Origin of the sequence: [Acidovorax] ebreus TPSY, from assembly GCF_000022305.1 — a bacterium.
GTDB lineage: Bacteria > Pseudomonadota > Gammaproteobacteria > Burkholderiales > Burkholderiaceae_C > Diaphorobacter > Diaphorobacter nitroreducens.
This window is the reverse complement of the sequence record NC_011992.1, coordinates 1173670-1198957: the sequence shown is the minus strand read 5'-3', so window position 1 is coordinate 1198957 and position 25288 is coordinate 1173670. Positions and strand designations below refer to the sequence as shown.

General features: G+C 64.4%; 20 protein-coding genes, 4 tRNA genes and 3 pseudogenes. 11 read left to right on the top strand and 16 right to left on the bottom strand.

The annotated features are described in order from the left end of the window. Positions 1 to 4 precede the first annotated feature (4 nt). Both DTPSY_RS05720 and lpdA read left to right on the top strand, forming a co-directional pair. Positions 5 to 403, top strand: coding sequence for a hypothetical protein (locus DTPSY_RS05720; protein ID WP_015912828.1), 399 nt, complete (start codon positions 5 to 7; stop codon positions 401 to 403). Between the two features lie 105 nt (positions 404 to 508). Next, positions 509 to 1936 (top strand): dihydrolipoyl dehydrogenase, encoded by a 1428-nt coding sequence (gene lpdA / locus DTPSY_RS05715; protein ID WP_015912827.1) that lies wholly within the window; start codon positions 509 to 511, stop codon positions 1934 to 1936. A 109-nt stretch (positions 1937 to 2045) separates the two neighbouring features. Here the strand turns inward: lpdA and DTPSY_RS05710 are convergent, their stop codons facing one another. Further along, a complete protein-coding gene (locus DTPSY_RS05710) occupies positions 2046 to 2402 on the bottom strand; it encodes an ArsR/SmtB family transcription factor (RefSeq protein WP_015912826.1) in 357 nt (118 codons plus the stop codon). A gap of 241 nt (positions 2403 to 2643) precedes the next feature. On the opposite strand from DTPSY_RS05710, the gene DTPSY_RS05705 reads away from it, so the two are divergent. The 5 genes from DTPSY_RS05705 to DTPSY_RS18795 all read left to right on the top strand — a co-directional run bounded on the left by DTPSY_RS05705 (position 2644) and on the right by DTPSY_RS18795 (position 6942). Continuing rightward, positions 2644 to 5133: a heavy metal translocating P-type ATPase gene (locus DTPSY_RS05705; protein ID WP_202944282.1), complete on the top strand. Its 2490-nt coding sequence runs from the start codon at positions 2644 to 2646 to the stop codon at positions 5131 to 5133. Positions 5134 to 5148: 15 nt separating this feature from the next. Further along, positions 5149 to 5628 (top strand): Cu(I)-responsive transcriptional regulator, encoded by a 480-nt coding sequence (gene cueR, locus DTPSY_RS05700; RefSeq protein ID WP_012614052.1) that lies wholly within the window; start codon positions 5149 to 5151, stop codon positions 5626 to 5628. A 15-nt stretch (positions 5629 to 5643) separates the two neighbouring features. Further along, the gene (gene fdx, locus DTPSY_RS05695; protein WP_012614051.1) at positions 5644 to 5982 is read left to right on the top strand and encodes an ISC system 2Fe-2S type ferredoxin; all 339 of its coding nucleotides are present in this window, start codon (positions 5644 to 5646) and stop codon (positions 5980 to 5982) included. Positions 5983 to 6205: 223 nt separating this feature from the next. After that, positions 6206 to 6478, top strand: coding sequence for a glutaredoxin domain-containing protein (locus DTPSY_RS18800; RefSeq protein WP_012614050.1), 273 nt, complete (start codon positions 6206 to 6208; stop codon positions 6476 to 6478). Between the two features lie 95 nt (positions 6479 to 6573). Then, positions 6574 to 6942: a MauE/DoxX family redox-associated membrane protein gene (locus DTPSY_RS18795; RefSeq protein WP_223656233.1), complete on the top strand. Its 369-nt coding sequence runs from the start codon at positions 6574 to 6576 to the stop codon at positions 6940 to 6942. Positions 6943 to 7016: 74 nt separating this feature from the next. On the opposite strand, the gene DTPSY_RS05685 is transcribed toward DTPSY_RS18795, so the two are convergent. Then, positions 7017 to 7211, bottom strand: a complete 195-nt coding sequence (locus DTPSY_RS05685; protein WP_012614049.1) for a heavy-metal-associated domain-containing protein — start codon at positions 7209 to 7211, stop codon at positions 7017 to 7019. A 100-nt stretch (positions 7212 to 7311) separates the two neighbouring features. Beyond that, a pseudogene (locus DTPSY_RS05680) lies at positions 7312 to 7560 on the bottom strand (Lrp/AsnC ligand binding domain-containing protein); the annotation flags it as partial. Between DTPSY_RS05680 and DTPSY_RS17890 the strand changes: the two are divergent. Beyond that, positions 7556 to 7918, top strand: a pseudogene (locus DTPSY_RS17890) (VOC family protein); the annotation flags it as partial. The pseudogenes DTPSY_RS05680 and DTPSY_RS17890 overlap by 5 nt on opposite strands. Here DTPSY_RS17890 and DTPSY_RS05675 read toward each other — a convergent pair. The 11 genes and pseudogenes from DTPSY_RS05675 to DTPSY_RS05625 form a co-directional block, all read right to left on the bottom strand. Then, positions 7892 to 8524 (bottom strand): annotated as a pseudogene (locus DTPSY_RS05675) (tyrosine-type recombinase/integrase); the annotation flags it as partial. The pseudogenes DTPSY_RS17890 and DTPSY_RS05675 sit on opposite strands and share 27 nt — an antisense overlap. Positions 8525 to 8750: 226 nt before the next feature. Then, positions 8751 to 8826, bottom strand: a tRNA-Gly gene (locus DTPSY_RS05670). Positions 8827 to 8940: 114 nt separating this feature from the next. Further along, positions 8941 to 9014, bottom strand: a tRNA-Cys gene (locus DTPSY_RS05665). Between the two features lie 53 nt (positions 9015 to 9067). Continuing rightward, positions 9068 to 9143: transfer RNA gene (locus DTPSY_RS05660), tRNA-Gly, on the bottom strand. A gap of 97 nt (positions 9144 to 9240) precedes the next feature. After that, positions 9241 to 11661 carry an endopeptidase La gene (gene lon, locus DTPSY_RS05655; RefSeq protein ID WP_015912824.1) on the bottom strand — a complete coding sequence of 807 codons (2421 nt, stop codon included), beginning with the start codon at positions 11659 to 11661 and terminating at the stop codon, positions 9241 to 9243. Between the two features lie 139 nt (positions 11662 to 11800). Next, on the bottom strand, positions 11801 to 13066 hold the full coding sequence (clpX, locus tag DTPSY_RS05650) for an ATP-dependent Clp protease ATP-binding subunit ClpX (protein WP_011804642.1): 1266 nt from the start codon (positions 13064 to 13066) through the stop codon (positions 11801 to 11803). 97 nt (positions 13067 to 13163) lie between these two features. After that, positions 13164 to 13772 (bottom strand): ATP-dependent Clp endopeptidase proteolytic subunit ClpP, encoded by a 609-nt coding sequence (gene clpP / locus DTPSY_RS05645; RefSeq protein ID WP_015912823.1) that lies wholly within the window; start codon positions 13770 to 13772, stop codon positions 13164 to 13166. A 122-nt stretch (positions 13773 to 13894) separates the two neighbouring features. Beyond that, positions 13895 to 15205, bottom strand: a complete 1311-nt coding sequence (gene tig / locus DTPSY_RS05640; protein WP_011804640.1) for a trigger factor — start codon at positions 15203 to 15205, stop codon at positions 13895 to 13897. Positions 15206 to 15283: 78 nt separating this feature from the next. Next, positions 15284 to 15370, bottom strand: a tRNA-Leu gene (locus DTPSY_RS05635). 89 nt (positions 15371 to 15459) lie between these two features. Next, positions 15460 to 18609, bottom strand: coding sequence for an efflux RND transporter permease subunit (locus DTPSY_RS05630; RefSeq protein ID WP_015912822.1), 3150 nt, complete (start codon positions 18607 to 18609; stop codon positions 15460 to 15462). A gap of 11 nt (positions 18610 to 18620) precedes the next feature. Then, positions 18621 to 19874, bottom strand: coding sequence for an efflux RND transporter periplasmic adaptor subunit (locus DTPSY_RS05625; protein ID WP_015912821.1), 1254 nt, complete (start codon positions 19872 to 19874; stop codon positions 18621 to 18623). An 87-nt stretch (positions 19875 to 19961) separates the two neighbouring features. On the opposite strand from DTPSY_RS05625, the gene hpnC reads away from it, so the two are divergent. After that, positions 19962 to 20852 carry a squalene synthase HpnC gene (gene hpnC / locus DTPSY_RS05620; RefSeq protein ID WP_015912820.1) on the top strand — a complete coding sequence of 297 codons (891 nt, stop codon included), beginning with the start codon at positions 19962 to 19964 and terminating at the stop codon, positions 20850 to 20852. Between the two features lie 85 nt (positions 20853 to 20937). On the opposite strand, the gene DTPSY_RS05615 is transcribed toward hpnC, so the two are convergent. Beyond that, entirely contained in the window at positions 20938 to 22104 is a 1167-nt protein-coding gene (locus DTPSY_RS05615; protein ID WP_015912819.1) for a glycosyltransferase, read from the bottom strand. A 5-nt stretch (positions 22105 to 22109) separates the two neighbouring features. Further along, entirely contained in the window at positions 22110 to 23000 is an 891-nt protein-coding gene (locus tag DTPSY_RS05610) for a UDP-2,3-diacylglucosamine diphosphatase (protein WP_015912818.1), read from the bottom strand. 147 nt (positions 23001 to 23147) lie between these two features. Between DTPSY_RS05610 and hpnD the strand changes: the two genes are divergently transcribed. Both hpnD and hpnE read left to right on the top strand, forming a co-directional pair. Beyond that, a complete protein-coding gene (hpnD, locus tag DTPSY_RS05605; protein WP_015912817.1) occupies positions 23148 to 23987 on the top strand; it encodes a presqualene diphosphate synthase HpnD in 840 nt (279 codons plus the stop codon). After that, on the top strand, positions 23984 to 25288 hold the full coding sequence (gene hpnE, locus DTPSY_RS05600) for a hydroxysqualene dehydroxylase HpnE (RefSeq protein ID WP_041838804.1): 1305 nt from the start codon (positions 23984 to 23986) through the stop codon (positions 25286 to 25288). Before hpnD ends, hpnE begins: the two co-directional genes overlap by 4 nt.

The following is a 25288-nucleotide window of genomic DNA, read 5'->3' as shown; positions in this document are numbered from 1 at the left end:
TTTCATGTCTGTTCGATTTCGTTCCCTCACGGCCGGCACCGCCCTCGCCCTGGCATCCGTCACCGCCTTCGCCGCAGGCGACCATGACCACGCGCATGACCACAAGCCGCTGCATGGTGGCGTCGTGACCGAAGTCCGGGACGTGGACTACGAGTTGGTCGTTCAGCCCGCAGCAGCGCAACTCTACCTGCGCGACCACGGCAAGCAGGTCAATGTAAGCAACACCAAAGCCAAGCTCACACTGTTGACCGGCTCACAAAAGCAGGAGGTGCAACTCACGCCTGCCGCGGACGGAAGCCGCCTCGAAGGCAGCGGGACCTTCGCCGCAGCCAAGGGCACGAAGGCCGTCGTCCAAGTCGAACGTGGGGGCAATACCGCGAGCGCCCGGTTCGTTCTGCCGTAGTGTTCAACGTGATCGTCAGGGAACGAGCTGTAATCTGGCGACCACCTGACAAAAGGCGCGACATAGGCGCTCACTATTTCCTCAAAAACTTTGGAGATGTAAATCATGGAAATGCATTTCGACGTCATTGTTATCGGTGCCGGCCCAGGCGGATACATCGCGGCCATTCGCGCTGCCCAATTAGGCATGAAGGTCGCTTGTGTAGATGCCTGGAAGAACAAGGACGGAAAGCCAGCACCTGGCGGCACCTGCAACAACATCGGTTGTATCCCTTCGAAAGCGCTACTGCAGTCGTCAGAGAACTTTGAACAAGCCAAGCACCACTTTGGCACGCACGGCATCTCCACGGGTGATCTGCGCATGGATGTGACCACGATGTTGGAACGTAAGAATCAGGTCGTGAAGTCCAGCAACGAAGGCATCCTTTATCTGTTCCGCAAAAACAAGGTCCAGTTTTTCAACGGCCTGGCGTCTTTCACCAGGACTGTCGATGGTGGCTTCGAGGTGAGCGTCGCCGCCGATGAGGCTGTTACCTTGGTGGGCAAGCAGATCATCGTTGCCACAGGCTCCAACGTGCGGCCACTCCCCAACCTACCGTTCGATGAGCGGGTCGTGCTCTCCAACGACGGCGCGCTGGACATCGCGGCCGTGCCCGATCGGTTGGCCGTCATCGGTGCCGGCGTGATCGGCCTGGAGCTGGGCTCCGTTTGGCGCCGCCTGGGGGCGGATGTCACGATCCTCGAAGGCTTGCCCAGCTTCCTGCCAATCGTCGACCAAGCCATCGCCAAGGAGGCGAAGAAGGCGTTCGACAAGCAAGGCCTGAAGATCGAACTAGGTGCGAAGGTTCGCGAAGTCAATGCAACCGAGGCTGGCGTGACTATTCACTACACCGACAGCCAGGGCCAGACGCAGTCCTTGCAGGCAGACAAAGTGATCGTGGCTATCGGCCGTGTGCCCAACACCGAAGGCCTGAATCCGGCCGCCGTGGGACTCCAACTGGATGAGCGCGGCGCCGTGCTGGTGGACGATGAATGCCGCACCAGTGTGCCCGGCATCTGGGCCATCGGTGACGTGGTGCGTGGCCCGATGTTGGCGCACAAGGCGGAAGAGGAAGGTGTCGCAGTGGCCGAGCGCATTGCCGGCCAGCACGGTCACGTCGATTTCAATACGATCCCCAACGTCATCTACACCAGCCCAGAGATTGCCTGGGTAGGCCGCACCGAGCAGCAGCTCAAAGAGCAGGGCACCGCCTATCGAATCGGTTCCTTCCCGTTCATGGCCAATGGCCGCGCGCGTGCGCTGGGCGACACGCCGGGCCTCGTCAAGGTGATCGCCGATCCTGCCACTGATGAGATACTCGGCGTGCATGTGGTCGGCCCGCAGGCCAGTGAACTGGTGGCCGAGGCCGTGATCGCCATGGCGTTCAAGGCCAGCAGCGAAGACATCGCCCGCATCTGCTTTGCCCATCCGACCCTCTCCGAGACGTTCAAAGAGGCCTCGCTGGCCGTGGACAAGCGCGCGCTCAACTTCTGATTGATCGGAAGCGGCATCCAAACCACCTCACCGAACGCAGCTGCGGGCGGTGGGGCGCATATCGCCATGGAACGTAGGCCACGCCGCAACGGCATGCTATGCCCAACAGTTACTCGTCGTTGTGGTCTTCCGCGATGTGGGTGGCCATATCCAGCAGCACCTGGTTCACGTGCTTGTCCGCCACCTCATAGAAGATCTGTTTGGCTTGGCGCACGCCCTTGACCAGGCGAGCACCGCGCAGCAGCCGCAGGTGGTGGCTCACCAGCGACTGCGAGAGTTCGAGGGTTTCAGCGATGTCCCCGACCGAGGAAGAGCCTTTCATGCAGCACAGCATGATTCTCAGCCGGGACGGGTCACCCAGGAGGCGGAATGTCTCAGCCAAGATGGTCACGTCATTCTGTGACAGCGATTCCAAATCGGCGCTGGGACCCTTCGGTGGGGTACTGAATGGCTTACTTGTATTCATTTTTAAAATATTTCCTAACCTCGAATGGCTGTTTTCGCCCTTCAGAATTAACAAGGCAGCGGCCGCTTAGGCGCGCGCAGCAAAGAACCAGTGCGAGCCTGGCAGGCAAGGCCTCCGTTCCCCGTGCACCGGGTCATTTCTGAAACCTGACAGCATCCGAAAAAGCGCTTGACCTTCCCACGATGGTAAACCCTAAGCTCCCTCCATGTCGAATTTCAACTATGGGAAGCACACCATGAGCATGGCAACAACGAGTAGTGCTGGCGCCCAAGCAGCGGCAATCAGCCTGCCCATCGAGGGCATGACCTGCGCAAGCTGTGTCGGCCGAGTCGAGGCCGCCCTTGCCAAGGTCGAGGGCGTGGCAAGCGTGTCTGTCAATCTCGCCACCGAGCGAGCGGACATTCGCCTGAACCGTCCTGTCGATCGCATGGCGCTGATCCAGGCGATCGAGAAGGTAGGGTACGACGTGCCTCAGGGCACCATCGAGCTGGCGATCGGAGGCATGACCTGCGCTTCGTGCGTGGGCCGCGTCGAGAAGGCGCTCAAGGCGGTGCCGGGCGTCACTGAGGCTGTGGTCAATCTGGCGACCGAGCGCGCTACCGTGCGTGGCGTAGCATCCGTGCAGGATCTGATTGCTGCTGTCGATAAGGTCGGCTACGAGGCCAGCCCGGTCGATACAGGCATGCAGGCCGACGAGGAAGCTGCCGAGAAAAAGGACGCCGAGCGCGCCGAACTCAAGCGCGACCTGACCCTGGCCGCCGTGCTGGCGCTGCCTGTGTTCGTGCTCGAAATGGGCTCGCACATGATTCCCGGCATGCACGAGTGGGTGGCTTCCACCATTGGCATCCAGCAGAGCTGGTATCTGCAGTTCGTGCTGACCCTGCTGGTGCTCGCCATTCCGGGCTGGCGCTTCTATGAGAAGGGCTTCCCGGCGCTGTTCCGCCTGGGTCCCGACATGAACTCGCTGGTCGCGGTCGGCACGGCCGCGGCCTTCGGTTATTCGATGGTCGCCACGTTCGCGCCCAGTCTGCTGCCGGCCGGCACGGTGAACGTGTACTACGAGGCGGCAGCCGTCATCGTGGCGCTGATCCTGCTGGGCCGCTTTCTTGAGGCACGGGCCAAGGGCCGCACCTCCGAGGCCATCAAGCGCCTGATCGGCCTGCAGGCCAAGGAGGCGCACGTGCTGCGCGACGGCCGCATCGTGGACATCCCGATCAACGACGTGGCGCAGGGCGACATCGTGGAAGTGCGCCCCGGCGAGCGCGTGCCGGTCGATGGTGAAGTGACCGAGGGCCGCAGCTTCGTGGACGAGTCGATGATCACCGGCGAGCCGATTCCCGTCGAAAAGGCGGAAGGCAGCACCGTGGTCGGCGGCACCGTCAACCAGAAGGGTGCGCTGACGCTGCGTGCCACCGCCGTGGGCGGTCAGACCATGCTGGCGCAGATCATCCGCATGGTCGAGCAGGCGCAAGGTTCCAAGCTGCCGATCCAGGCCGTGGTGGACAAGGTGACGCTGTGGTTCGTGCCCGCCGTCATGCTGGCCGCGGTGCTGACCTTCCTGGTCTGGCTGGTGTTCGGCCCGTCGCCCGCGCTGTCCTTCGCGCTGGTCAATGCCGTGGCGGTGCTGATCATTGCCTGCCCTTGCGCCATGGGTTTGGCGACGCCGACCTCCATCATGGTCGGCACGGGCCGGGGCGCCGAGATGGGCGTGCTGTTCCGCAAGGGTGAAGCCCTGCAACTGCTCAAGGACGCCAAGGTGGTGGCCGTGGACAAGACCGGCACGCTGACCGAGGGCCGCCCGGTCCTGACCGACCTGGAGATTGCCGACGGCTTTGACCGCAACCAGGTGCTGGCGAAGGTCGCCGCTGTCGAATCGCGCTCGGAGCATCCGATCGCACGCGCCATCGTCGAGTCGGCCGTGGAAGGTGGCATCGCGCTGCCGACGATGACAGACTTCGATTCGGTCACGGGCATGGGCGTGCGCGCCACCGTGGACGGCGCGCGTGTCGAGGTCGGTGCCGATCGCTTCATGCGTGAGCTGGGGTTGGACGTGGGCAGCTTCGCTCGCACGGCCGAGCGCCTGGGCAACGAGGGCAAGTCACCGCTGTACGCCGCGATCGACGGCCGGCTGGCCGCCATCATCGCGGTGGCCGATCCGATCAAGTCCAGCACGCCCGCGGCCATTGCCGCGTTGCACCAGCTCGGCCTGAAGGTGGCGATGATCACCGGCGACAACGCGCGTACCGCGCAGGCCATCGCCAAGCAACTGGGCATCGACGAGGTGGTGGCCGAAGTGCTGCCCGAGGGCAAGGTCGAAGCCGTGCGCCGGCTGAAAGCCAGCCACGGCCAGATCGCCTACGTGGGCGACGGCATCAACGACGCCCCGGCGCTGGCCGAGGCCGACGTGGGCCTGGCCATCGGCACCGGCACCGACGTGGCGGTGGAGTCGGCCGACGTAGTGCTGATGTCGGGCAACCTGCAGGGCGTGCCCAACGCCATCGCGCTGTCCAAGGCGACCATCGGCAACATCCGCCAGAACCTGTTCTGGGCGTTTGGCTACAACACGGCCCTGATCCCGGTGGCCGCTGGCGTCCTGTACCCCGCATACGGTGTGCTGTTGTCGCCGATCTTCGCGGCTGGCGCGATGGCGCTGTCCAGCGTGTTCGTGCTCGGCAACGCGCTGCGCCTGCGCCGCTTCCAGCCGCCGCTGGCGGCGGATACCGCTCATTGAGAAAGGAGGAACACCATGAACATCGGTGAAGCATCCAAGGCCTCGAAGGTCTCGGCCAAAATGATCCGCTACTACGAGCAAATCGGTCTGATCCCTCCGGCTGACCGCACCGATTCGGGCTACCGCGCCTATACCCAGGACGACGTTCACCGGTTGCATTTCATCCGGCGTTCGCGCGACCTCGGCTTCTCGGTGGCCGAGATCACGGACTTGCTGGGACTGTGGAATGACAAGTCGCGCCAGAGTGCTGATGTAAAGCGTCTGGCCCAGCAACACATCGACGAGTTGGACCGGCGCATCGAGAGCATGCTGGAGATGGCCGCGACGCTCAAGGCGCTGATCCGGTGTTGCGCCGGCGACGAACGGCCCGACTGCCCGATCCTGCACACGCTGGAGCAGCCCGATATCAGTGACAACAAGCCCGAAGCGCGCACTGGCGCAGTGCCGCGCCGCGCGCGAGCCAACGCAGCAGGAAAAAAGCCGTGTGCGCACTGAGCAGCCAGGAGAGATATGCCCAAAATCACCGTCTTGCCCCATCCTGAACTGGCGCCTGAGGGAGCCGAACTGAACGTGCCAGCAGGCACTTCGATCTGCGAGGCCCTGCTGGACAACGGCATCGAGATCGAGCATGCCTGCGACATGAGCTGTGCCTGCACGACCTGTCACTGCATCGTGCGCAAGGGGTTCGATTCTCTAAACGAAGTCGAGGAATGCGAGGACGATCTGCTCGACCGGGCCTGGGGACTGGAGGCGCAGTCGCGGCTGAGCTGCCAGGCCATCGTTGCGACCGAAGACCTGACCGTCGAGATCCCCAAGTACACGATCAACCATGCCAAGGAGAACCACTAGGAGCCTGCGTGCTGCCTCAGGCGCACCGGCCTGCGGCAGGGTTGCTCTGGCAGATGGAGGACTGACGGCATTGCCGCCAGATAACCAACCCGTGGGCCAGACCAACCCGCGAGCCAGGTGTCTACACTCCCTTTGCACGGTCGTCGGTTAGGCTGGAAAGGTCATCAACGTCCTTAAATCCGTGACGGCCGGCCCATGGAAAGTCCCACAGGAGAAGTCCTGCATGTCTGCGCCCAAGCTAGCCACGCTCTACCGAATGGTCATGCCCGGCCATACCTGCCCCTACGGGCTGAAGTCGCTCGATCTGCTCAACCGCAAGGGCTACGAGGTCGAGGACAAACACTTGGCAAGCCGCGAGCAGACGGATGCGTTCAAGAAGGAGCATGGCATCGAGACCACGCCCCAGGTCTTCATAAACGGGCGGCGCGTGGGCGGCTACGACGACCTACGCAAATTCTTCGGCATGTCCGTGAAGGACAAGAACGCCGTGACCTAGACCCCTGTGATCGCGCTGTTCGCCACGGCGGCCGCAATGGCGCTGGCGGCGAGCTGGGCGGCCTTCGGCCAAGTCTAGAGCATTCAGGCGGCAGAGTGGTTCGTGGCCTTTGCCATGTGCCTCCTGGCGCTGCAGAAGCTCAAGGACGTGGACGGCTTCGCGACGACCTGCTGGCCAAGCGCTGGGTTCGGTATGCCTATTTCTACCCGTTCGCGGAGGCCATCGCAGGCGTCCAGATGGTCGCGGGCGTGGGGATGTGGGTGTCGATTCCGTTGGCGCTGTTCATCGGGACCGTCGGGGCCGTGTCGGTTTTCAAGGCGGTCTATGTCGATCGCCGGGAACTCAAGTGCGCCTGCGTGGGCGGGGACAGCAACGTGCCGCTGGGCTTCGTGTCCCTGACCGAGAACCTGATGATGGTGGCGATGGCCCTGTGGCCAAGGTCGGCCTACCTTGGGATGCACTGAGCGCCGCGCCAGGTACGGCGCAGCGCACGTGCTCGCATCGGCCGTCCTGTGTGCATGCCGGCCACGATGCGGTGTTACTGCGCGCGCGGCGGGAAGCCAGCTTCGCTCAGGGCCGCGGCGATCTGCTCTTGCGAGGCCGAGGTCTGGACCTCGACACGGCGGGTCGGCGGGTCCGTGACGATCTTGGCGTTGGGGTCGATCATTTGGATCGTTTTCGTCACAGTGCGGGCGCAGCCGCCGCAGGTCATGTCTTCGAGATGGAATTGCATGGAAAACTCCTTTCGGGTTGGGGTGTTTGAAGTGTGCTCCTTGCCACCGTTGGAAGGTCAATCGCTATTTGCATCCCCGCCACACCAACCGGCCGAATGCTCATAGGGGCAAGGCCGTGGTGCTCTTTACGCGATCCAGCACGAAGCTGGTCTTGCAGTCCTGCACGCTGGGGTGCTTGAGCAGCGTGTCGAGCACGAAGCGGGAGTAGTGAGCCATGTCCATGACGACCACCCGCAGCAGATAGTCCATGTCGCCGGTCAGCGCATGGCACTCCACAACCTCTGGCCAGTTCTGGACAGACGCGCGGAACACGTCCATGGGATTGCGCTTGTGCGAGTCGGAGTACTGGGCCGACTTCTACACGAAGTTCTTCAACTTCCAAGAGATCCGCTACTTCGACATCAACGGCGAGTACACCGGCCTAGCCTCCAAGGCGATGAGCGCGCCGGACGGCCTGATCCGCATCCCGCTGAACGAGGAAGCACGCCAGGGCGGCGGCCAGATTGAGGAATTCTTGATGCAGTTCAGCGGCGAGGGCATCCAGCACATCGCCCTGCTGTGCGACAACCTACTCGATGCGCTCGACCGCGTGCAGATGGCCGGTATCCCGCTGCTGACCGCCCCCAACGACATCTATTACGCAAACTTGGAAAAGCGCCTGCCCGGCCATGGCCAGCCCGTAGGGGTTGTGGGCCACCGGGGGCTTGGGCTCGGCCACCACGTCCAGGTCCGCGGCCGGATTGACTTCCAGCCCTTCGGCGATGACCAGGGCATAGCGGAACATCTGGTTGAACCAGGTGCGGACCTTCTCGGCGGTGGTGAACGCCTTGCGTTTCTCGATCGCCGCCACGACGCCCACGAGCTGGGGCCGTCGAATGTCGTAGATCGACATCTTCCCCAGGGTAGGCAGCACGTCCTTGTTGAAGATGCGCAGGATCTGCGAAAGCGTGCTCTGACGGCCTTCCTTGAGTTCCTTGCGGCGATGCTCGACCCAAGCATCGAAGACGTTCTTGAAGGTGTATTCGCCCGCCAGCTTGGCCGCGTGCCGGCGCTGGTCGCGTTCGATTTGGGGATCAATGCCCTTGGCGAGCAGAACCTGAGCCTTGTCCCGCTCGGCGCGGGCCTCGCGCAGACTGAGGGCGGGATAGCCACCCAGGGACATGCGCTTTTGCTTGCCCAGCCAGTAGTATCGGAAGATCCACGACTTGCCGCCTGCGGCAGAGACCATCAGGCCCAGGCAGTCGTTATCGGAGAGGGTGTAGCGCTTGCCGGTGGTTCTTGCCTGCCGGACTGTCAGATCAGAGAGTGCCATTTCGAGGCTCCTAAGTTATGACTTAGGCCTAATGCTCGTCATGGTTCCCGCTCAGCCCCAGCAACTATCCGGTAGCCGTCCCAACCGTATTCTTGTGCCTCAATTGGTCACTCAAAAACGGTAGCTGTGGGTGGATTTCCGTGGCGCTCGCTGGAATGAAAAAAGGGGCCAAAGCCCCTCTTTTCAACGACTTACAGACGTCAGTAGAAGTCTGTAGATCACTATCTGGAGCGGGAAATCGGTCTCGAACCGACGACCTCAACCTTGGCAAGGTTGCGCTCTACCAACTGAGCTATTCCCGCATTCTCCGCCACCAACTGGCACCGGAAAGATTTTGATTGTAGCATCAATTTTCCACCATTAGGCTTCCAATTGACCCTTTGAAGAAGCTTGCGCCTCCTCTACATACCACCATCTGGAGGCGCGGCCCGGAGTCGAACCGGGCTAAACGGATTTGCAATCCGGTGCATAACCGCTTTGCTACCGCGCCAGGTCTTGCGCCTTGATGAAAAGCGGAAGCATTGCCTCCTCTTTTCCTGGATATGGAGCGGGAAATCGGTCTCGAACCGACGACCTCAACCTTGGCAAGGTTGCGCTCTACCAACTGAGCTATTCCCGCATTTACCTAAGCCTCACACTGTAGCATGTTTAGCGTCGATAAGTGAAATTATAGAGTACTTTTCGCGTGCTCCAAGAATAGTGCAAAGATTTTTCCATCAATGTTTCACGGAGCCCCGCGACACATCGGCGGAGGCAGGCACCGCCACGGTTTGGGCACTGTCGTCCTCTGCCAATGCAACAGGCTTGCGCTCGAGTGCTATCTCCAGAACCTTGTCGATCCACTTCACAGCAATGATCTCCAGCCCCATCTTGACGTTCTCTGGAATTTCCTGGAGGTCTTTTACGTTTTCTTCAGGAATCAGCACCGTCTTGATCCCTCCACGCAATGCCGCTAAAAGTTTTTCCTTGAGCCCACCAATTGCTGTGACCTCTCCGCGCAGTGTGATCTCCCCCGTCATCGCAACATCTGCGCGGACCGGTATTCCGGTCAGCGCAGAAACGATCGCCGTCGTCATCGCAATGCCGGCGCTGGGACCGTCTTTAGGGGTCGCACCATCGGGCACGTGGATATGAAGATCTCGCTTCTCGAACGCCTCATCGCGAATACCAAGTAAGCGCGCACGGCTACGTACTACTGTGCGGGCCGCTTCGACCGACTCCTTCATGACATCGCCCAGCGATCCTGTGCGAAGGATGTTGCCTTTGCCGGGCATGGTCGCGACCTCGATCGTGAGCAGATCCCCGCCGACTTCGGTCCATGCCAGGCCAACCACTTGTCCCACTTGGTTCTGCTGTTCCGCGCGACCGTAGGTGTACTTGCGCACTCCCAAGTATTCAGGCAAGTCGTCCGCCGACACCTCCACGGGAGCCGTCAGCTTCTTGAGCTGGATTGCCTTGACCACTTTTCGGCAGATTTTGGAGAGTTCGCGCTCTAGCGAACGGACGCCCGCTTCACGCGTGTAGTAGCGCACGATGTCCCGTACGGCGGATTCCGTGACCTGCAACTCGGCGTCTTTCACGCCATTGTTTTGCATCTGCTTGGGCAGCAAATATTTGATGGCAATGTTGGTTTTTTCGTCCTCGGTATATCCGGAAAGACGTATCACCTCCATGCGATCAAGTAGCGCCGGCGGGATGTTCATCGAGTTGGAAGTCGCGACAAACATGACATCGGAAAGGTCGAAGTCGACCTCCACATAGTGGTCGCCGAACTTGTGGTTCTGCTCAGGATCGAGGACTTCCAATAACGCGCTCGAGGGGTCACCTCGAAAGTCCATGCCTAGTTTGTCAATTTCATCGAGCAGGAACAACGGATTGCGCGCCCCCACCTTGCCCAGGCTCTGCAACACCTTGCCTGGCATCGCCCCAATGTAGGTACGACGGTGACCCCGGATCTCTGCTTCGTCACGCATCCCCCCCAGCGCCATACGCACGTACTTGCGCCCCGTTGCCTTTGCAATGGACTGACCGAGCGAAGTCTTGCCCACACCCGGTGGGCCGACCAAGCACAGGATGGGCGCCTTCACCTTGTCCACCCGCTGCTGCACGGCGAGATATTCCAGGATCCGGTCTTTCACCTTTTCCAGGCCATAGTGGTCCTCGTTTAACACAGCCTCTGCATGGGCAAGGTCGTGCTTGACCTTGGACTTCTTGCTCCAGGGCAGTCCCGTGAGCACATCAATGTAGTTGCGAACCACAGTGGCTTCGGCAGACATAGGAGACATGAGCTTGAGCTTTTTCAGCTCGCCTTCCGCCTTCTTGCGCGCTTCGACCGGCATGCGCGCGGCCTTGATCTTTTTCTCGATCTCCTCAAGATCCGCGCCTTCTTCGCCTTCGCCCAGTTCCTTCTGGATCGCCTTGACCTGTTCGTTGAGATAGAAGTCCCGCTGGTTTTTCTCCATCTGGCGCTTCACGCGACCGCGAATGCGCTTATCCACATTGAGGATATCCACTTCGCGGTCCAACTGCTCGAACAGATTCTCCAGACGCTGCTTGACGCCTGCCAAGTCGAGAACAACCTGCTTGTTCTCCAGCTTGAGCGGCAAGTGCGCGGCAATGGTGTCAGCCAGCCGCCCCGGATCATCGATAGCCGAAATGGAAGTCAGAATCTCAGGAGGAATCTTTTTATTCAGTTTGACGTACTGATCAAACTGCTGCATTACCGCCCGGCGCAGCGCTTCAATTTCACTCGAAGCGGCGTCCTCGGCGGACGCCTGCATGGGCTCAACCGTCGCCGTGAAGTGAACGTCCGATTCATGCACCATGCGAACGTGGGCGCGCTGCTGCCCCTCCACCAGCACCTTCACCGTGCCATCGGGAAGCTTCAGCATCTGAAGGATGGTGGATATGCACCCGACTTCGAACATATCCGAAACCTGCGGTTCATCCTTGGCGGCTGCTTTTTGCGCAACCAGCATGATTCGTCGATCGGCATCCATGGCGGCTTCCAGCGCCTTGATGCTCTTGGGACGCCCCACAAACAGGGGAATCACCATATGAGGAAAAACCACCACATCGCGCAAAGGCAACAGTGGTAGATCCAGGGGCGTATCGGGCAGGGGTGTGTGTCCGGACATGGGGCAATCCTCTAGTAGTTCCATGGAATATGGTCCATGGACCACATTTTTCAACCCGGCAGCATCTGCACCCAGGTGTTAGCGACATGGCCCGCCGGGCGCATCAATCACGCGCTCTGCTCCCGGCGGCTCACGGCTTTCAGGCGGTCTTGGCGGCCTCGCGATAAACCAGCAAAGGGGCCTTGTTCTCTTCGATGGTGGCCTCGTCCACCACCACCTTTTCCACGTTGGAGACGTTGGGCAAGTCAAACATGGTGCCAATCAACGCTTGCTCAAGAATGGAGCGCAAGCCGCGGGCACCCGTCTTGCGTGCGATGGCTTTTCGCGCGATGGACTTCAACGCAGCGGGACGAATTTCCAGCTCAACGCCTTCCATCGCCAGCAACTTGCTGTACTGCTTGACCAAGGCGTTTTTGGGCTCGGTGAGAATTTGCACCAGCGCGTCCTCGCTCAGTTCGGCCAGCGCTGTGACCACGGGCATGCGACCCACCAACTCTGGAATCAGGCCGAATTTGATGAGATCCTCAGGCTCGATATCCTGAAACACCTCGGTCAAAGAACGCTGCTTTTTGCTACGCACTGCCGCGCCAAAGCCAATACCGGAAGCTTCAGTACGGTTCTCAATGACCTTTTCCAGCCCAGCAAACGCACCACCACAAATGAACAGAATGTTGGTGGTATCGATCTGCAGAAAATCCTGATTGGGATGCTTGCGTCCACCTTGTGGAGGCACGCTCGCCATGGTCCCCTCGATGAGCTTGAGCAGCGCTTGCTGCACACCTTCACCTGAGACATCCCGCGTAATACTGGGGTTGTCGGATTTGCGCGAAATTTTGTCGATTTCGTCGATGTAGACAATGCCCCGCTGGGCACGTTCCACATCGTAGTTGCAGCTTTGCAGGAGTTTCTGGACGATGTTCTCCACGTCCTCTCCAACATAGCCGGCTTCCGTCAGCGTGGTGGCGTCAGCCATCACGAAAGGCACATCGAGCTGCCGCGCCAAGGTCTGCGCAAGCAACGTCTTGCCCGACCCCGTAGGGCCGATCAACAGGATGTTGCTCTTGGACAGTTCCACCTCGTCCTTACCGGCCTTGTCCTTGTGGCGCAGACGCTTGTAATGGTTGTACACGGCGACGGCCAGCGTACGTTTGGCCTTTTCCTGGCCAATCACGTAATGATCAAGGTTGGTCTTGATTTCCGCAGGCGTAGGCAGATCTCCGCGGCCTTCGCGTCCGGCATCGCCGGTGGGCAGCTCATCACGGATGATCTCGTTGCACAGGTCAATGCACTCGTCGCAGATAAAGACCGACGGACCGGCGATCAGCTTCTTTACTTCGTGCTGGCTTTTACCGCAGAAAGAGCAGTAAAGGGTTTTTTCGCTGGAGGAGCCTTTTTTCTCGGCCATGGGGGCAATGCCTTATGACTGGGGATGTTGTCAAGATGATAACGAAATAAAAACGGCGTTTCCCACAGGGGGAAACGCCGCGCGCGCCGGCCCAAACTCAGGGGCGCTTGGCGATGACCTGGTCCACGATGCCGTAATCCTTGGCTTCGTCCGCGGTCATGAAATAGTCCCGCTCGGTATCCGCCTTCACCTTCTCAATGGGCTGTCCCGTGCGCTCCGCCAGGATGCGGTTCATCTGATCTTTGGTACGCAAAATGTCGCGGGCGTGGATCTCGATATCCGTCGCCTGTCCGCGGGCGCCGCCCAGCACCTGGTGGATCATGATCTTGGAGTTGGGCAGCGAATAGCGCTTGCCCTTGGCGCCTGCAGCCAGCAGGAAAGCCCCCATGCTCGCCGCAAAGCCGCAGCACAGCGTGGACACATCCGGCTTGATGAACTGCATGGTGTCATAGATGGCCATGCCCGCCGTCACGCTCCCCCCCGGGGAGTTGATGTAGAACGAAATATCCTTGTCCGGGTTCTCGCTCTCAAGGAACAGCAGCTGCGCAACCACCAGGTTGGCGGTCTGGTCATTGACCTCACCCACCAGGAAGATCACGCGCTCCTTCAACAGGCGCGAATAAATGTCGTAGGACCGCTCGCCGCGGCCGGACTGCTCAATGACCATGGGGATCATGCCCAGGGCTTGCGTTTCCAATGCGCTCATACGTTTCTCCAGTCAGGCGGATACTGTACCCAGAAATGAATTGGGGCTTGTGCCGCAAAGCACAAGCCCCGCCGGGTTTCGTCCTCACCCCTGGGTCAAAGCCCGGGGCAAGGGCCAGCTACTCAGGCCTGGCCCATCAGTTCATCGAAGGACACGGCCTTGTCGTTCACCTTGGCCTGGCCCAGCACGAAGTCGGTCACATTGTTCTCGATGACCACGGCTTCCACCTCAGCCAGGCGATTGCGGTCGCTGAAGTACCAGCGCACCACGTCCTCAGGCTTCTCGTAGCTGGCAGCCAGCTCGTCCACGTGGGCCTTCAGCTGCTCCGGCTTGGCCTGCAGGTTATTGGCACGCACGAGTTCGGCGACCACCAGGCCCAGGCGCACGCGGCGCTCGGCCTGAGGGCGGAACACGTCCTCGGGGATTTCGGCCTTGTCGGCGTCCTTGATGCCGCGCTGCTTGAGGTCGGCGCGTGCAGCTTCCAACAGGCGGGCAATTTCAGCTTGCACGCTGGCGTTAGGCAGATCCAGTTCCGCTTTGGACACCAGAGCGTCCATCACGGCTTGCTTGTTGCGGGCCAGCAGGCGGAATTTGACTTCGCGCTCCAGGTTCTTCTTGATGTCGGCGCGCAAGCCTTCCACCGTGCCGTCGGCAATGCCGAGCGACTTGGCCAGTTGCTCATTCACCTCGGGCAGGTGGGCCGCTTCGATCTTCTTGACGGTCACCATGAAGTCGGCCGTCTTGCCAGCCACGTCCTTGCCGTGGTAGTCCTCGGGGAAGGCCAGGGGGAAGGTCTTGCTCTCGCCCGACTTCATGCCGCGCACTGCGTCTTCGAATTCCTTGAGCATCTGGCCCTCGCCCACCAGGAACTGGAAGTCCTCGGCCTTGCCGCCCTGGAAGGGCTCGCCGTCGATCTTGCCCTCGAAATCCACCGTCACGCGATCGCCGTCTTCTGCAGCAGCGGCCAGGGCACGCTGCGCGAAGGTACGGCGCTGCTTGCGCAGGATGTCCACGGTCTTGTCGATGGCGCTGTCGGTCACTTCGGCGGAGAGCTTCTCGACTTCCGCGGTGGACAGATCGCCGATCTTGACCTCGGGGAACACCTCGAACACGGCGTCGAAAGTCACTTCGCCCTCAGGCGCGCCGTCCTTCTCCGTGATGCGCGGCTGGCCTGCCACGCGCAGGTTGGCTTCATTGGCGGCCTGTGCAAACGCCTCGCCCACCTTGTCGTTCAGCACTTCGTATTGCACCGAATAGCCGTAACGCTGAGCCACTACGCTCATGGGGACCTTGCCGGGACGGAAACCATCCATCTTCACCGTACGGGCCAGGCGCTTGAGGCGCGCGTCCACTTCGGTCTGGATCGTGGTCAGGGGCAAGCTCAGCGTGATCTTGCGCTCAAGCTTTTCAAGGGTTTCAACAGTTACGGCCATGGTTGTTCCTAGTGTCTGGATGTGGACCGTGCCGACTTGCAGTGCAAGCCTGCACCACGTTCCGCCAAAGTCTCACGTTGGTGCGCGGGGGGGGACTCGAACCCCCACACCATTGCTGGCGTCAGGACCTAAACCTGGTGCGTCTACCAATTTCGCCACCCGCGCAGTTCTGAAAGCCACCCGGATGGCAGGCACAGCAGGCCATCCCGGTGAAATAGGTCAAACAGCAGATTTTACCCTGTTGCGGCCCGCCTTTAAATGGAATCGTTTATCGGCGCTCCGGGATCGGGCCGCCGCACACGAAACCACGCGGCGTACATCGCGGGCAGTGCCAGCAGCGTGAGCACCGTGGCCACGACCAGTCCACCCATGATGGCCACGGCCATAGGCCCCCAGAACACGCTGCGCGACAGCGGGATCATGGCGAGCACCGCCGCCGCCGCCGTCAGCACGATGGGCCGCAGGCGCCACACCGCTGCCGCCACGATCGCGTCCCACGCGGGCACGCCGGCCGCACGGTTGAGCTCGATCTGGTCGATCAGGATCACCGAATTGCGCTGGATCATGCCCATGAGAGCGATGACCCCCAACAGCGCCACAAAGCCGAAGGGCCGGTTCAGCAGCAGCAGCGCCGCCGCCACCCCCGCAATCCCCAACGGGCCGGTGAGGAACACCAGCACGGAGCGGCTGAAGCTGTGCAGCTGCAGCATCAGCAGCGTGAACACGATGAACAGCATGACGGGCACGCCGGCCACGATGGAGGCCGAGCCCTTGCTGCTCTCCTCCACCGCACCCGCGACCTCGATGCGCACGCCGTTCTCACCGGCCGCCTGCCAGCGGGCCTCCAGCGCGCGCAGCTCGGGCAGCAGTTGCGCCGTGACGGTGGCGCCCTGCAGCCCCTCCACCAGGTCGCCCTGCACGGTGATGGCGTAGTTGCGGTTCCAGCGCCACATCACCCCCGGCTCCCAGGTGAACACGGGCCTGGCGATCTGCGTGAGCGGAATGGAGCGGCCCGAAGCCGTGGGCAGGTAGGCGTTGCCGATGTCGGAGATCGCCTCGCGCTCGTCCTGCGCCTGGCGCAGCACGATCTCAATGAGCTTGTCGCCCTCGCGGTACTGCCCCACCGTGGAGCCGCTGAACATGATGCGCGAAGCCTGGGCGATGGACTGGCTGGTCACTCCCAGCGCGCGCGCCTTGTCCTGGTCCACCTCCAGGCGAACCACCTTGACCGACTCGTTCCAGTTGTCGTTCACGCCGATCAGGTTGGCGTTGCCGCGCATCAGCGCCTTCACCTCGTCGGCGCGCTCGCGCAGCACGGCCGGGTCGCTGCCCACCACGCGGAACTGCACCGGGTAGGGCACGGGCGGGCCGTTGGGCAGCAGCTTCACGCGGCCGCGTGCCTCGGGGACCTCCTCGGCCAACAACCGGGGCAGGCGCAGGCGCAGCGACTCGCGCTCGGGCAGGCTCTTGGCCAGCACGATGAACTGCGATACGTTGGGCTGGGGGAACACCTGGTCCAGCGGCAGGTAAAACCGCGGGGTGCCCGAACCCACCCACGCGGCCACGCTGGCCACGCCTTCCTGCTCCATCAGCCGCTGCTCTACACGGCGCACCACGGCCTCGTTGGCTGCGAAGGAGGTGCCCTCGGGGAACCACAGGTCCACCATGATTTCCGGCCGGCTGGAGTCGGGAAAGAACTGCTGCTGCACGCGCCCCATGCCCACCAGCCCCAGCGCAAAGATGCCGATGGTGGCGGCGATGGTGATCCACCGGTGCGCCACGCACCAGTCCACCATGTGGCGGAAGCGGTGGTAGAAAGGCGTGTCGAACACCTCGGGCGGCGGCGCATCGGGCGCATGCGGCTTCACCTTCAGCAGCAGCGTGCCCAGGTAGGGCACGAAATAGACCGACACGATCCACGACAGCACCAGCGAAATCACCGTCACCGCGAAGATCGCGAAGGTGTATTCGCCCGTGACCGACTTGGCGATGCCGATGGGCAAGAAACCCGCGGCCGTGATGAGCGTGCCGGTGAGCATGGGCTTGGCCGTCACGTCATACGCAAACGTGGCCGCGCGCACCTTGTCGTAGCCCTCCTCCATCTTGCGCACCATCATCTCCACGGCAATGATGGCGTCGTCCACCAGCAGCCCCAGCGCGATGATGAGCGACCCCAGCGACACCTTGTGCAGCCCTATTCCCAAATAGTGCATGGCCAGGAAGGTCACGGCCAGCACCAGCGGGATGGTGATCGCCACCACCAGCCCCGGCCGGTAGTCCACGTGCCAGCCAAAACGCCCGCCCTTGTGCAGCCCCAGCGAGATGAAGCTCACCGCCAGCACGATCACCACGGCCTCGATCAGCACCTTGATGAACTCGCCCACCGAATCGGCCACGGCCGCCGGCTGATCCTGCACCTGGTGCAATTGCACGCCGGCCGGCAGCCGCGCCTGGATGTCGGCCGCTGCAGTGCGCAGCGCCTTGCCCAGCCGGATGATGTCGCCACCCTTGGCCATGGAGATGCCCAGGCCGATGACCTCGTGCCCCTGGAAGCGCACCTTCACCCCCGGCGGATCGACATAGCCCCTTCGCACCTCGGCGATGTCGCCCAGGCGCAGCTGGGCTCCAGAGCCGCCGCGGATCGGCATGTCACGCAGCTGCTCCACGCTGGTGAACTGCCCGCCCACGCGCACCTGCACCACGTCCTGTGGCGACTGGATCGCGCCCGCGCTCTCCACCGCATTCTGCGCACCCAGCTGCTGCAACACCGCGTTGAAGTCCAGCCCCAGCTGCGCCAGACGCTTTTGCGAGACCTCGACCCAGACGCGCTCGTCCTGCACGCCGAACTGCTCGACCTTGGCCACATCCTTCACGCGCAGCAGCTGCTGGCGCACGTCGTCGGCGAAGTCCTTCAGCTCGGCATAGCTGAAGCCCTCACCCTGCAGGGCGTAGATCACGCCGTACACGTCGCCGAACTCGTCGTTGAAGAACGGCCCCTGGATATTGCCCGGCAGCTGGTAGCGCATGTCACCCACCTTTTTGCGCACCTGGTACCAGATGTTGGCCACCTCCGCCGGCTTGGACGAGTCCTTGAGCTCGAAGATGATCTGCGACTCGCCCGGCTTGCTGTAGCTGCGGATCTTGTCGGCGTAGGGCACCTCCTGCAGGGTGCGCTCGATCTTGTCCGTCACCTGCTCGGCCACCTGCTGCGCCGTGGCGCCGGGCCAGTAGGTGCGCACCACCATGGCGCGGAAGGTGAAGGGCGGGTCTTCGTCCTGCCCCAGCTGAAAGTACGCGGCGATGCCCAGCACCATTAGCACCACCATCAGGTAGCGCGTGAGCGCGGCATGTTCCAGCGCCCAGCGCGACAGGTTAAAGCCCTGCTTGGGCTGCGTCTGCTGCATGGGGTGGCTCCTCAGCGAGCGGCAGCGGAGGCCGCTGGCGCTTCATTATTAATAGCTGGTAGCGCTTGTCCTTCGGGCGTTGGAGCCGTTTTTGGCTTGTAAACCGTCACCACCTGTCCCGGAGCCAGCACATGCACACCCGTGGCCACCACCTGCATGCCGGGGGTGAGGCCGGCGGCGATCACGGCCTCGTTGCCGTCGGCCGTGGCGATCTGCACCGGCTGCAGGCGCACGGTGCCGGTGGCACTGCCGTCCTTGGCCTCATAGACCCACACCACCGTCTGGCCGCCCTCCTGGCGCAGGGCGCTGGTGGGCAGCTTGATCGCCTGCACACCGCCCCGCGCCAGCACCTGCGGCGCCACATACACGGTGGCGCCCAGCGGCGGCACGTCCGCGCCCTCCACCGCCACTTTCACGAGGAAGGTGCGCGTCACCGGATCGGCGCTGGCCGCCACCTCGCGCACCCGGCCCTGCAGCAGCGCGTCGCCCGACCAGGCGCGCACCTGCACGGCCTGCCCTACGCGCAACTGGCCCACCTTGTCCTCCGGCACCGAGAACACCGCGTCGCGCGGGCCGTCGCGAGCAATGCGCACCACCGGCGTGCCCGCAGACACCACCTGGCCGGGCTCGGCGTCAACCGACGTCACCACCCCCGGCGCATCCGCCACCAGGCGTGTGTACTCGGTCTGGTTGCCCTGGGAAGCGAGCTGCGCGCGCGCCTGGTCCAGCGAAGCCTGCGCGGCCTTCAGCTGAGCCTGGCGGCGGTCCAGCTCCGCCCCGCTGATGAAGTTCTGCGCGCGCAGCTTGGAAAAGCGCTCGAAATCCGCCGCGGCCAAATCACGCTGCGTGGTGGCGGACGCCACCTGGGCGCGCGCGGCCTGCGCAGCCAGCTCATAGTCGCGCGGATCCAGCTGCGCCAACACCTGGCCGGCCTGCACGCGCTGGCCCAGCTCGGCCTGGCGCTGCACGATCTTGCCGGCCACGCGAAAACCCAGGCGCGACTCCACGCGCGCGCGCACCTCGCCCGCGTACTCCAGATGCATCTGCAGGGGCGCCACGCCCACGGTGAGCAGTTTCACCGCGCGCACCGGCTCTGGCGCCGGCTCGCGGCGCGAACATCCCGCCAGCGCCAAGGCAGCCACGGCCAGCACCAGTGCAGCACCCGCCACGCCGCCACGCGGCGGCCACAAAAAAACCCCGCGGCGGGGTTGCAATGAAGACGGGCCCGGCAGGCCCGCGGCGCGCTGTGCGACAGGGTGGGTCATGGAAACATCCGGTATGCCAAATTACTGACTGACTGGTTAGTAATCTATGAGAGGCCGGTCGCTCTTGTCAAGCACGACAATGGCCGCGTGAAGCATCCCGAGTCCCCCGCCCCCCTGCGCGATCCGCGCACCGCGCCCGCCGAGGCGCCGCCGGTCACGCACTACGAGAACTTTCCCGTGGCTTCGCTGCTGTGCCCGCCACGGCTGCGCCCGCCGATCGCCGCGATCTACGCGTTTGCGCGCACGGCCGACGACATTGCCGACGAGGGCACGGCCACCGCCGCCGAGCGCCTGGCCGACCTGCGTGCCTACCGCGCCGAGCTTCAATCCGTGGCGGCCGGGCACTCCCCCCAGACGCGCTGGGCCGCCGTGTTTGGGCCGCTGCAGGCGGTGTTGCGCAGCCACCAGCTGCCCGTGCCGCTGCTGGACGACCTGCTGGACGCCTTCATGCAGGACGTCACCCTGACCGAGGCCGGCGCCACCTACGCCGACCGCGCCGCGCTGCTGGACTACTGCCGCCGCTCGGCCAACCCCGTGGGGCGCCTGCTGCTGCACCTGTACGGCGTGCACGGGCAGGACGCACTGCGCGAGAGCGACGCCATCTGCACCGCGCTGCAACTCATCAACTTCTGGCAGGACCTGAGCGTGGACCTGCCCCGCGGGCGCCACTACCTCACCGATGCCGACTGCGCCGCCCATGGCGTGGCGCGCGCGGACCTCGCGGCGCAGCGCCGCTCCGCCGCCAGCGACCGGCTGGTGCTGGACTGCGCCGCCTGGGCCCGCGCTCTCATGCTCCAGGGCAGCCCCCTGGTACACCGGCTGCCCGGCCGTGTGGGGTGGGAGCTGCGCCTGGTCGTGCAGGGCGGTCTGCGCATTCTGGACAAGGTGCAGGCGCTGGATGGCGCCAGCCTGCTCACGCGGCCGCGGCTGGGCACGCTCGACTGGCCCCGCATGCTGGCGCGCGCCGCGCGCATGTAGGGGCCGCCCCACCCGCTGCAGCAGCGCGAGCGCGCGGGGGGTCAATGGCCCCCCATCACCGCATCGCGCGGCGCGCGTGCAACCCTCAGGCCACCCAGCGCCCGGCCCATTCGGCGCGGGCCTGCGCATGGCGCAGGATCTGCGCCAGCGCCTGCGGCACTTCGGCCGCCGCACGGTTGTGCATGCGCCGCGTCGCGGCCTGGTAGCGCGGCAGGTCGGCCAGCAGGGCCTGCACGCCCGATGCGATGGACCGGAAGCTCGGCAACACCAGTCCCAGGCCCTGCTCACCCACCCATTCCGTGCAGTAACGCTCCTGCGGCATGGTCCACGCATTGCGCGTGACGAGGGGCGGCAGCCCCATGTGCACCGCCTCGCTCAGGCTGCCGCTGCCCGGCTTGCCGATGAAGAAGTCCGCCAGCTGCATGACGCGCGCCATCTCGCGCGTGTATTCGAGCACCACGGTAGGCGCGTTGCGGCGCAGCGCGCGCAGATCCTGCGCCAGGGCCGCGTTGCGCCCGCAGGCCAGGATCAGCGGGGTGTCCGTCAAGCGGCGGGCTATCGTCACCATCTCTCTGGAACCCTCGGAGCCGAACAGCACCAGCCCCACGGGACGCTCGTCCAGCCCCAGCCGCGCCCGCTCGGCGGCACGATCCTGGTCCACCGGCGCATGGAACTGCGCACTCAGCACCATGCCCGAGGTCTCCCAGATGCGGTGGTGCGGAAAGTCCGCAGCGCGCGCCTGGTCCACGGCATAAGGCGAGCCACAGACCACGATCTGCTGGGTTTGCGGCTCCATCCAGAAGCTGGGCGGGCAATCGGCCAGATCGGTCATCACCGTGACGTAGGGCACGCCTGGCAGGGCCTGCTCCAGCGCGTCGGCCATGGCGCGGTTGAAGTTGGGCACCAGCGACACCACCATCGCCGGCCGGCGTGCCGCCCAGTGCCGGCGCAGCGACTGCATGATCCGCTGGTGGTTCCAGCGGATCATGCCCTGCAGCAGGCGCAATTCGTGCGTCAGCCCCAGCGTCCAGCCCCGGGCCAGGCGCTTGTTGTAGACGTCTTCCGGTTCCATGCCCGTCCACTGGCGAAAGCGCGCGTTCGGGTCCAGCACCTCGAAGAGATTGGTGCGGCACACCTGCCACGGCAGCCCGGCGCGGGCGATGGCCGCTTCCAGCGCCAGCGCGGAGGTGCGGTGTCCGCCCCCGGCATTGAAATAGATCAGCTCGACCAACGGGGCAGCTTCAGGCGCCATGGACTTCAATCGGTAGTGACAGGAATGGGTTGCGGTAGTTGTGCGCCGCTCTTGCGCTGCACGGGCATGTGCTGCGCCCAGTGCAAGATCTCCAGGCGACCATCGGCGTGCTCGGCCAGCGCGCTGAGGCTTTCCACCCAGTCGCCATCGTTGGCATACAGGATGCCGTCGATGTCGCGCAGCTCCGCATGGTGGATGTGCCCGCACACCACGCCGTGCAGGCCGCGCTTGCGCGCTTCGCGCGCCACCGCGTTCTCGAAGTCGCCCACGTAGCTCACGGCGCGCTTGACCTTGAGCTTGAGATATTTGGACAGCGACCAGTACGGCAGCCCCAGGCGCGCGCGCAGGGTGTTCAGGTGCCGGTTGAGCTTGAGCGTGAATTCGTAGAGCGAGTCGCCCACATGGGCCAGCCACTTGGCGCACTGGATCACGCCGTCGAACAGGTCGCCATGGATCACCCACAGCGCGCGGCCGTCAGCCGTCTCGTGCACCCAGTCCTCGGCGACGGCAACACCGCCGAAGTTGAGCTGCACATAACGGCGCGCAAACTCGTCATGGTTGCCGGGGATGAAGATCACGCGCGTGCCCTTGCGGGCCTTGCGCAACAGCTTCTGCACCACGTCGTTGTGCGCCTGCGGCCAGTACCACTGGCGGCGCAGTTGCCAACCGTCGATGATGTCGCCCACCAGAAACAGCGTCTCGCACTCGGTGTGCTTGAGAAAGTCCAGCAGCGCCTGCGCCTGGCAGCCGGGCGTGCCCAGGTGCAGATCGGAGATCCAGAGCGTGCGGTAGCGCAGCGGGGGGCGCGCCGGGTCGCATGCATCATCTGCCGGGTCGTCCGGCGGCCGGGCCGCGGAGGATTTCCAGGCGTTCAGGAAGGCATCGTCGCGCATCATGAACAGGCATGGTGGGCCGGCGCCACGACAGCGGCATGACATTTCCACGTCTGGCCAGTGACGTTGCGGCGGCGCAGCGCTCAGGCCCTGCGCCCCGCATGTTTCCCCCGCGAGCCCCGCCCAGGGCCATGGGAGAATCACGCCCCCATGAGTCCTGAACAGTACGTCCAGCAAAAGGCCGCCGCCTCCGGCAGCAGCTTCTACTACGCTTTCCTCTTCCTGCCGCGCGAGCGGCGTACGGCCATCACGGCCTTCTACGCCTTTTGCCGCGAGGTGGACGACGTGGTGGACGAAGTCTCCGAAGCCAGCGTGGCCCAGGCCAAACTGGCCTGGTGGCAGGGCGAGGTGGCCAAGGCCTTTGCCGGCCAGCCCAGCCACCCGGTGATGCAGGCGCTGATGCCGCATGCGGCCGCCTACGGCATCGAACAGCGCCACCTGCTGGCCGTGATCGAGGGCTGCCAGATGGACCTGGAGCAGACGCGCTACCTGGACTTCGCGGGCCTGGCGCGCTACTGCCACCTGGTGGCCGGCGTGGTGGGCGAGGTGGCGGCGCGCATCTTCGGCCAGCAAGATGAGCGCACCACGCAGTACGCGCACAAGCTGGGCCTGGCGTTCCAGCTCACCAACATCATCCGCGACGTGGGCGAGGACGCCATGCGCGGGCGCATCTACCTGCCCATTTCCGAGCTGCAGCAGTTCGATGTGAAGGCGCACGAGATCACCAAACGCGAGTATTCGGAGCGCTTCACCGCGCTGATGCGCTTTCAGGCCGAGCGCGCGCACCTCTTTTACGACCAGGCGCTGGCGCTGCTGCCCGACGTGGATCGGCGCGCGCAGAAGCCCGGCCTGATGATGGCCAGCATCTACCGCACGCTGCTGCGCGAGATCGAGGCCGACAACTTCCAGGTACTGCACCAGCGCACCAGCCTCACGCCGCTGCGCAAGTTCTGGCTGGCCTGGAAGGTGCAGGCGCTGGGGATGATGTGAAGGTTGCCATCGTCGGCGGCGGCTGGGCCGGTATGGCCGCGGCCGTGCATGCGGCCCAGGCGGGCCACGCGGTCAGCGTGTTCGAGGCCAGCCGCACCCTGGGCGGGCGCGCGCGCGCCGTGGCCGCCCAGCGCGCAGACGGCTCGCCCCTGGTGCTGGACAACGGCCAGCACATCCTCATCGGCGCCTATGCCGAATGCCTGCGCCTGATGCGCGCCGTGGGCGTCACGCCCGACTCCGCCCTGCTGCGCCTACCCCTGGCGCTGGTGTTCCCCGACGGCAGCGGCCTGGCCCTGCCCGATGCCCCGCCGCCCTGGGATGCGCTGGCCGGCATCGCCCGCGCACGCGGCTGGAGCCTGCGCGAGCGTGCGGCCCTGCTGGCGCGCGCCGCACGCTGGCGGCTGGCGGGGTTTCGGTGTGCACCGGGCACCAGCGTGGCGGACTTGTGCGCAGGCCTGCCGCAGCGGCTGGTGGACGAGTTCATCGCGCCGCTGTGCGTGTCGGCGTTGAACACGCCCGTGCAAGATTCCTGCGGCCAGGTGTTCCTGCGCGTGCTGCACGACAGCCTGTTCGCCGGCCGGGGCGGCTCCCACCTGCTGCTGCCGCGCACCGACCTGGGCGCGCTGTTCCCCGAGCCCGCCGCGCAGTGGCTGCAGCAGCGCGGCCACGCGGTGCACCGCGGCCAACGCGTGCAGGCACTCGCACGCGACGAGGCCGGCTGGCGCGTGGACGGCTGCGCGTTCGACGCCGTGCTGCTGGCCACCAGCAGCACCGAGTCCGCCCGCCTGGTGGCCGAAGCCGCCGTGCCCGCGCCCCAGCGTCCCGCCCTGCAGACCTGGGCCGCCGGTGCGCAGGCACTGCGCTTTGGCGCCATCGCCACCGTGTATGCCGAACTGCCGGGAGCGCGCACCCCGCTGCTGCCCCGCCCCATGCTGGCGCTGCGCGCGCGCGCGCAACGGCCCGCGCAGTTCGTCTTCGACCGCGCACTGCTGGGTGGCCCGGCCGGGCTGCTGGCGTTCGTGGTCAGCGCCTTCGAGGGCGAGCGCGCCGCGCTGGAGCGCGACGTGCTGGCCCAGGCGGCCGAGGACCTGGCCCTGCCCGGCCTGCGCGCGGTGCAGACGGTGGTGGAAAAGCGCGCCACCTTTGCCTGCACGCCCGCCCTGGCGCGCCCGCCGCGCGTGATTGCGCCCGGCCTGCAGGCCTGCGGCGACTACGTGGCAGGGCCCTACCCCGCCACGTTGGAGGGCGCGGTACTGCACGGCGCGGCGGCCGCGCAGGATTTAGGCCAAAGCAGCCTCTAG

Coding starts and splice junctions, on each gene's coding strand:
- clpX (WP_011804642.1), bottom strand. CDS start 13,066: ATGGCCGAGAAAAAAGGCTCCTCCAGCGAAAAAACCCTTTACTGCTCT.
- DTPSY_RS05610 (WP_015912818.1), bottom strand. CDS start 23,000: ATGATGCGCGACGATGCCTTCCTGAACGCCTGGAAATCCTCCGCGGCC.
- tig (WP_011804640.1), bottom strand. CDS start 15,205: ATGGCCGTAACTGTTGAAACCCTTGAAAAGCTTGAGCGCAAGATCACG.
- DTPSY_RS05705 (WP_202944282.1), top strand. CDS start 2,644: ATGGCAACAACGAGTAGTGCTGGCGCCCAAGCAGCGGCAATCAGCCTG.
- hpnD (WP_015912817.1), top strand. CDS start 23,148: ATGAGTCCTGAACAGTACGTCCAGCAAAAGGCCGCCGCCTCCGGCAGC.
- cueR (WP_012614052.1), top strand. CDS start 5,149: ATGAACATCGGTGAAGCATCCAAGGCCTCGAAGGTCTCGGCCAAAATG.
- lon (WP_015912824.1), bottom strand. CDS start 11,661: ATGTCCGGACACACACCCCTGCCCGATACGCCCCTGGATCTACCACTG.
- DTPSY_RS05720 (WP_015912828.1), top strand. CDS start 5: ATGTCTGTTCGATTTCGTTCCCTCACGGCCGGCACCGCCCTCGCCCTG.
- DTPSY_RS05630 (WP_015912822.1), bottom strand. CDS start 18,609: ATGCAGCAGACGCAGCCCAAGCAGGGCTTTAACCTGTCGCGCTGGGCG.
- DTPSY_RS05710 (WP_015912826.1), bottom strand. CDS start 2,402: ATGAATACAAGTAAGCCATTCAGTACCCCACCGAAGGGTCCCAGCGCC.
- fdx (WP_012614051.1), top strand. CDS start 5,644: ATGCCCAAAATCACCGTCTTGCCCCATCCTGAACTGGCGCCTGAGGGA.
- DTPSY_RS05615 (WP_015912819.1), bottom strand. CDS start 22,104: ATGGCGCCTGAAGCTGCCCCGTTGGTCGAGCTGATCTATTTCAATGCC.
- DTPSY_RS18800 (WP_012614050.1), top strand. CDS start 6,206: ATGTCTGCGCCCAAGCTAGCCACGCTCTACCGAATGGTCATGCCCGGC.
- DTPSY_RS05625 (WP_015912821.1), bottom strand. CDS start 19,874: ATGACCCACCCTGTCGCACAGCGCGCCGCGGGCCTGCCGGGCCCGTCT.
- lpdA (WP_015912827.1), top strand. CDS start 509: ATGGAAATGCATTTCGACGTCATTGTTATCGGTGCCGGCCCAGGCGGA.
- DTPSY_RS05685 (WP_012614049.1), bottom strand. CDS start 7,211: ATGCAATTCCATCTCGAAGACATGACCTGCGGCGGCTGCGCCCGCACT.
- clpP (WP_015912823.1), bottom strand. CDS start 13,772: ATGAGCGCATTGGAAACGCAAGCCCTGGGCATGATCCCCATGGTCATT.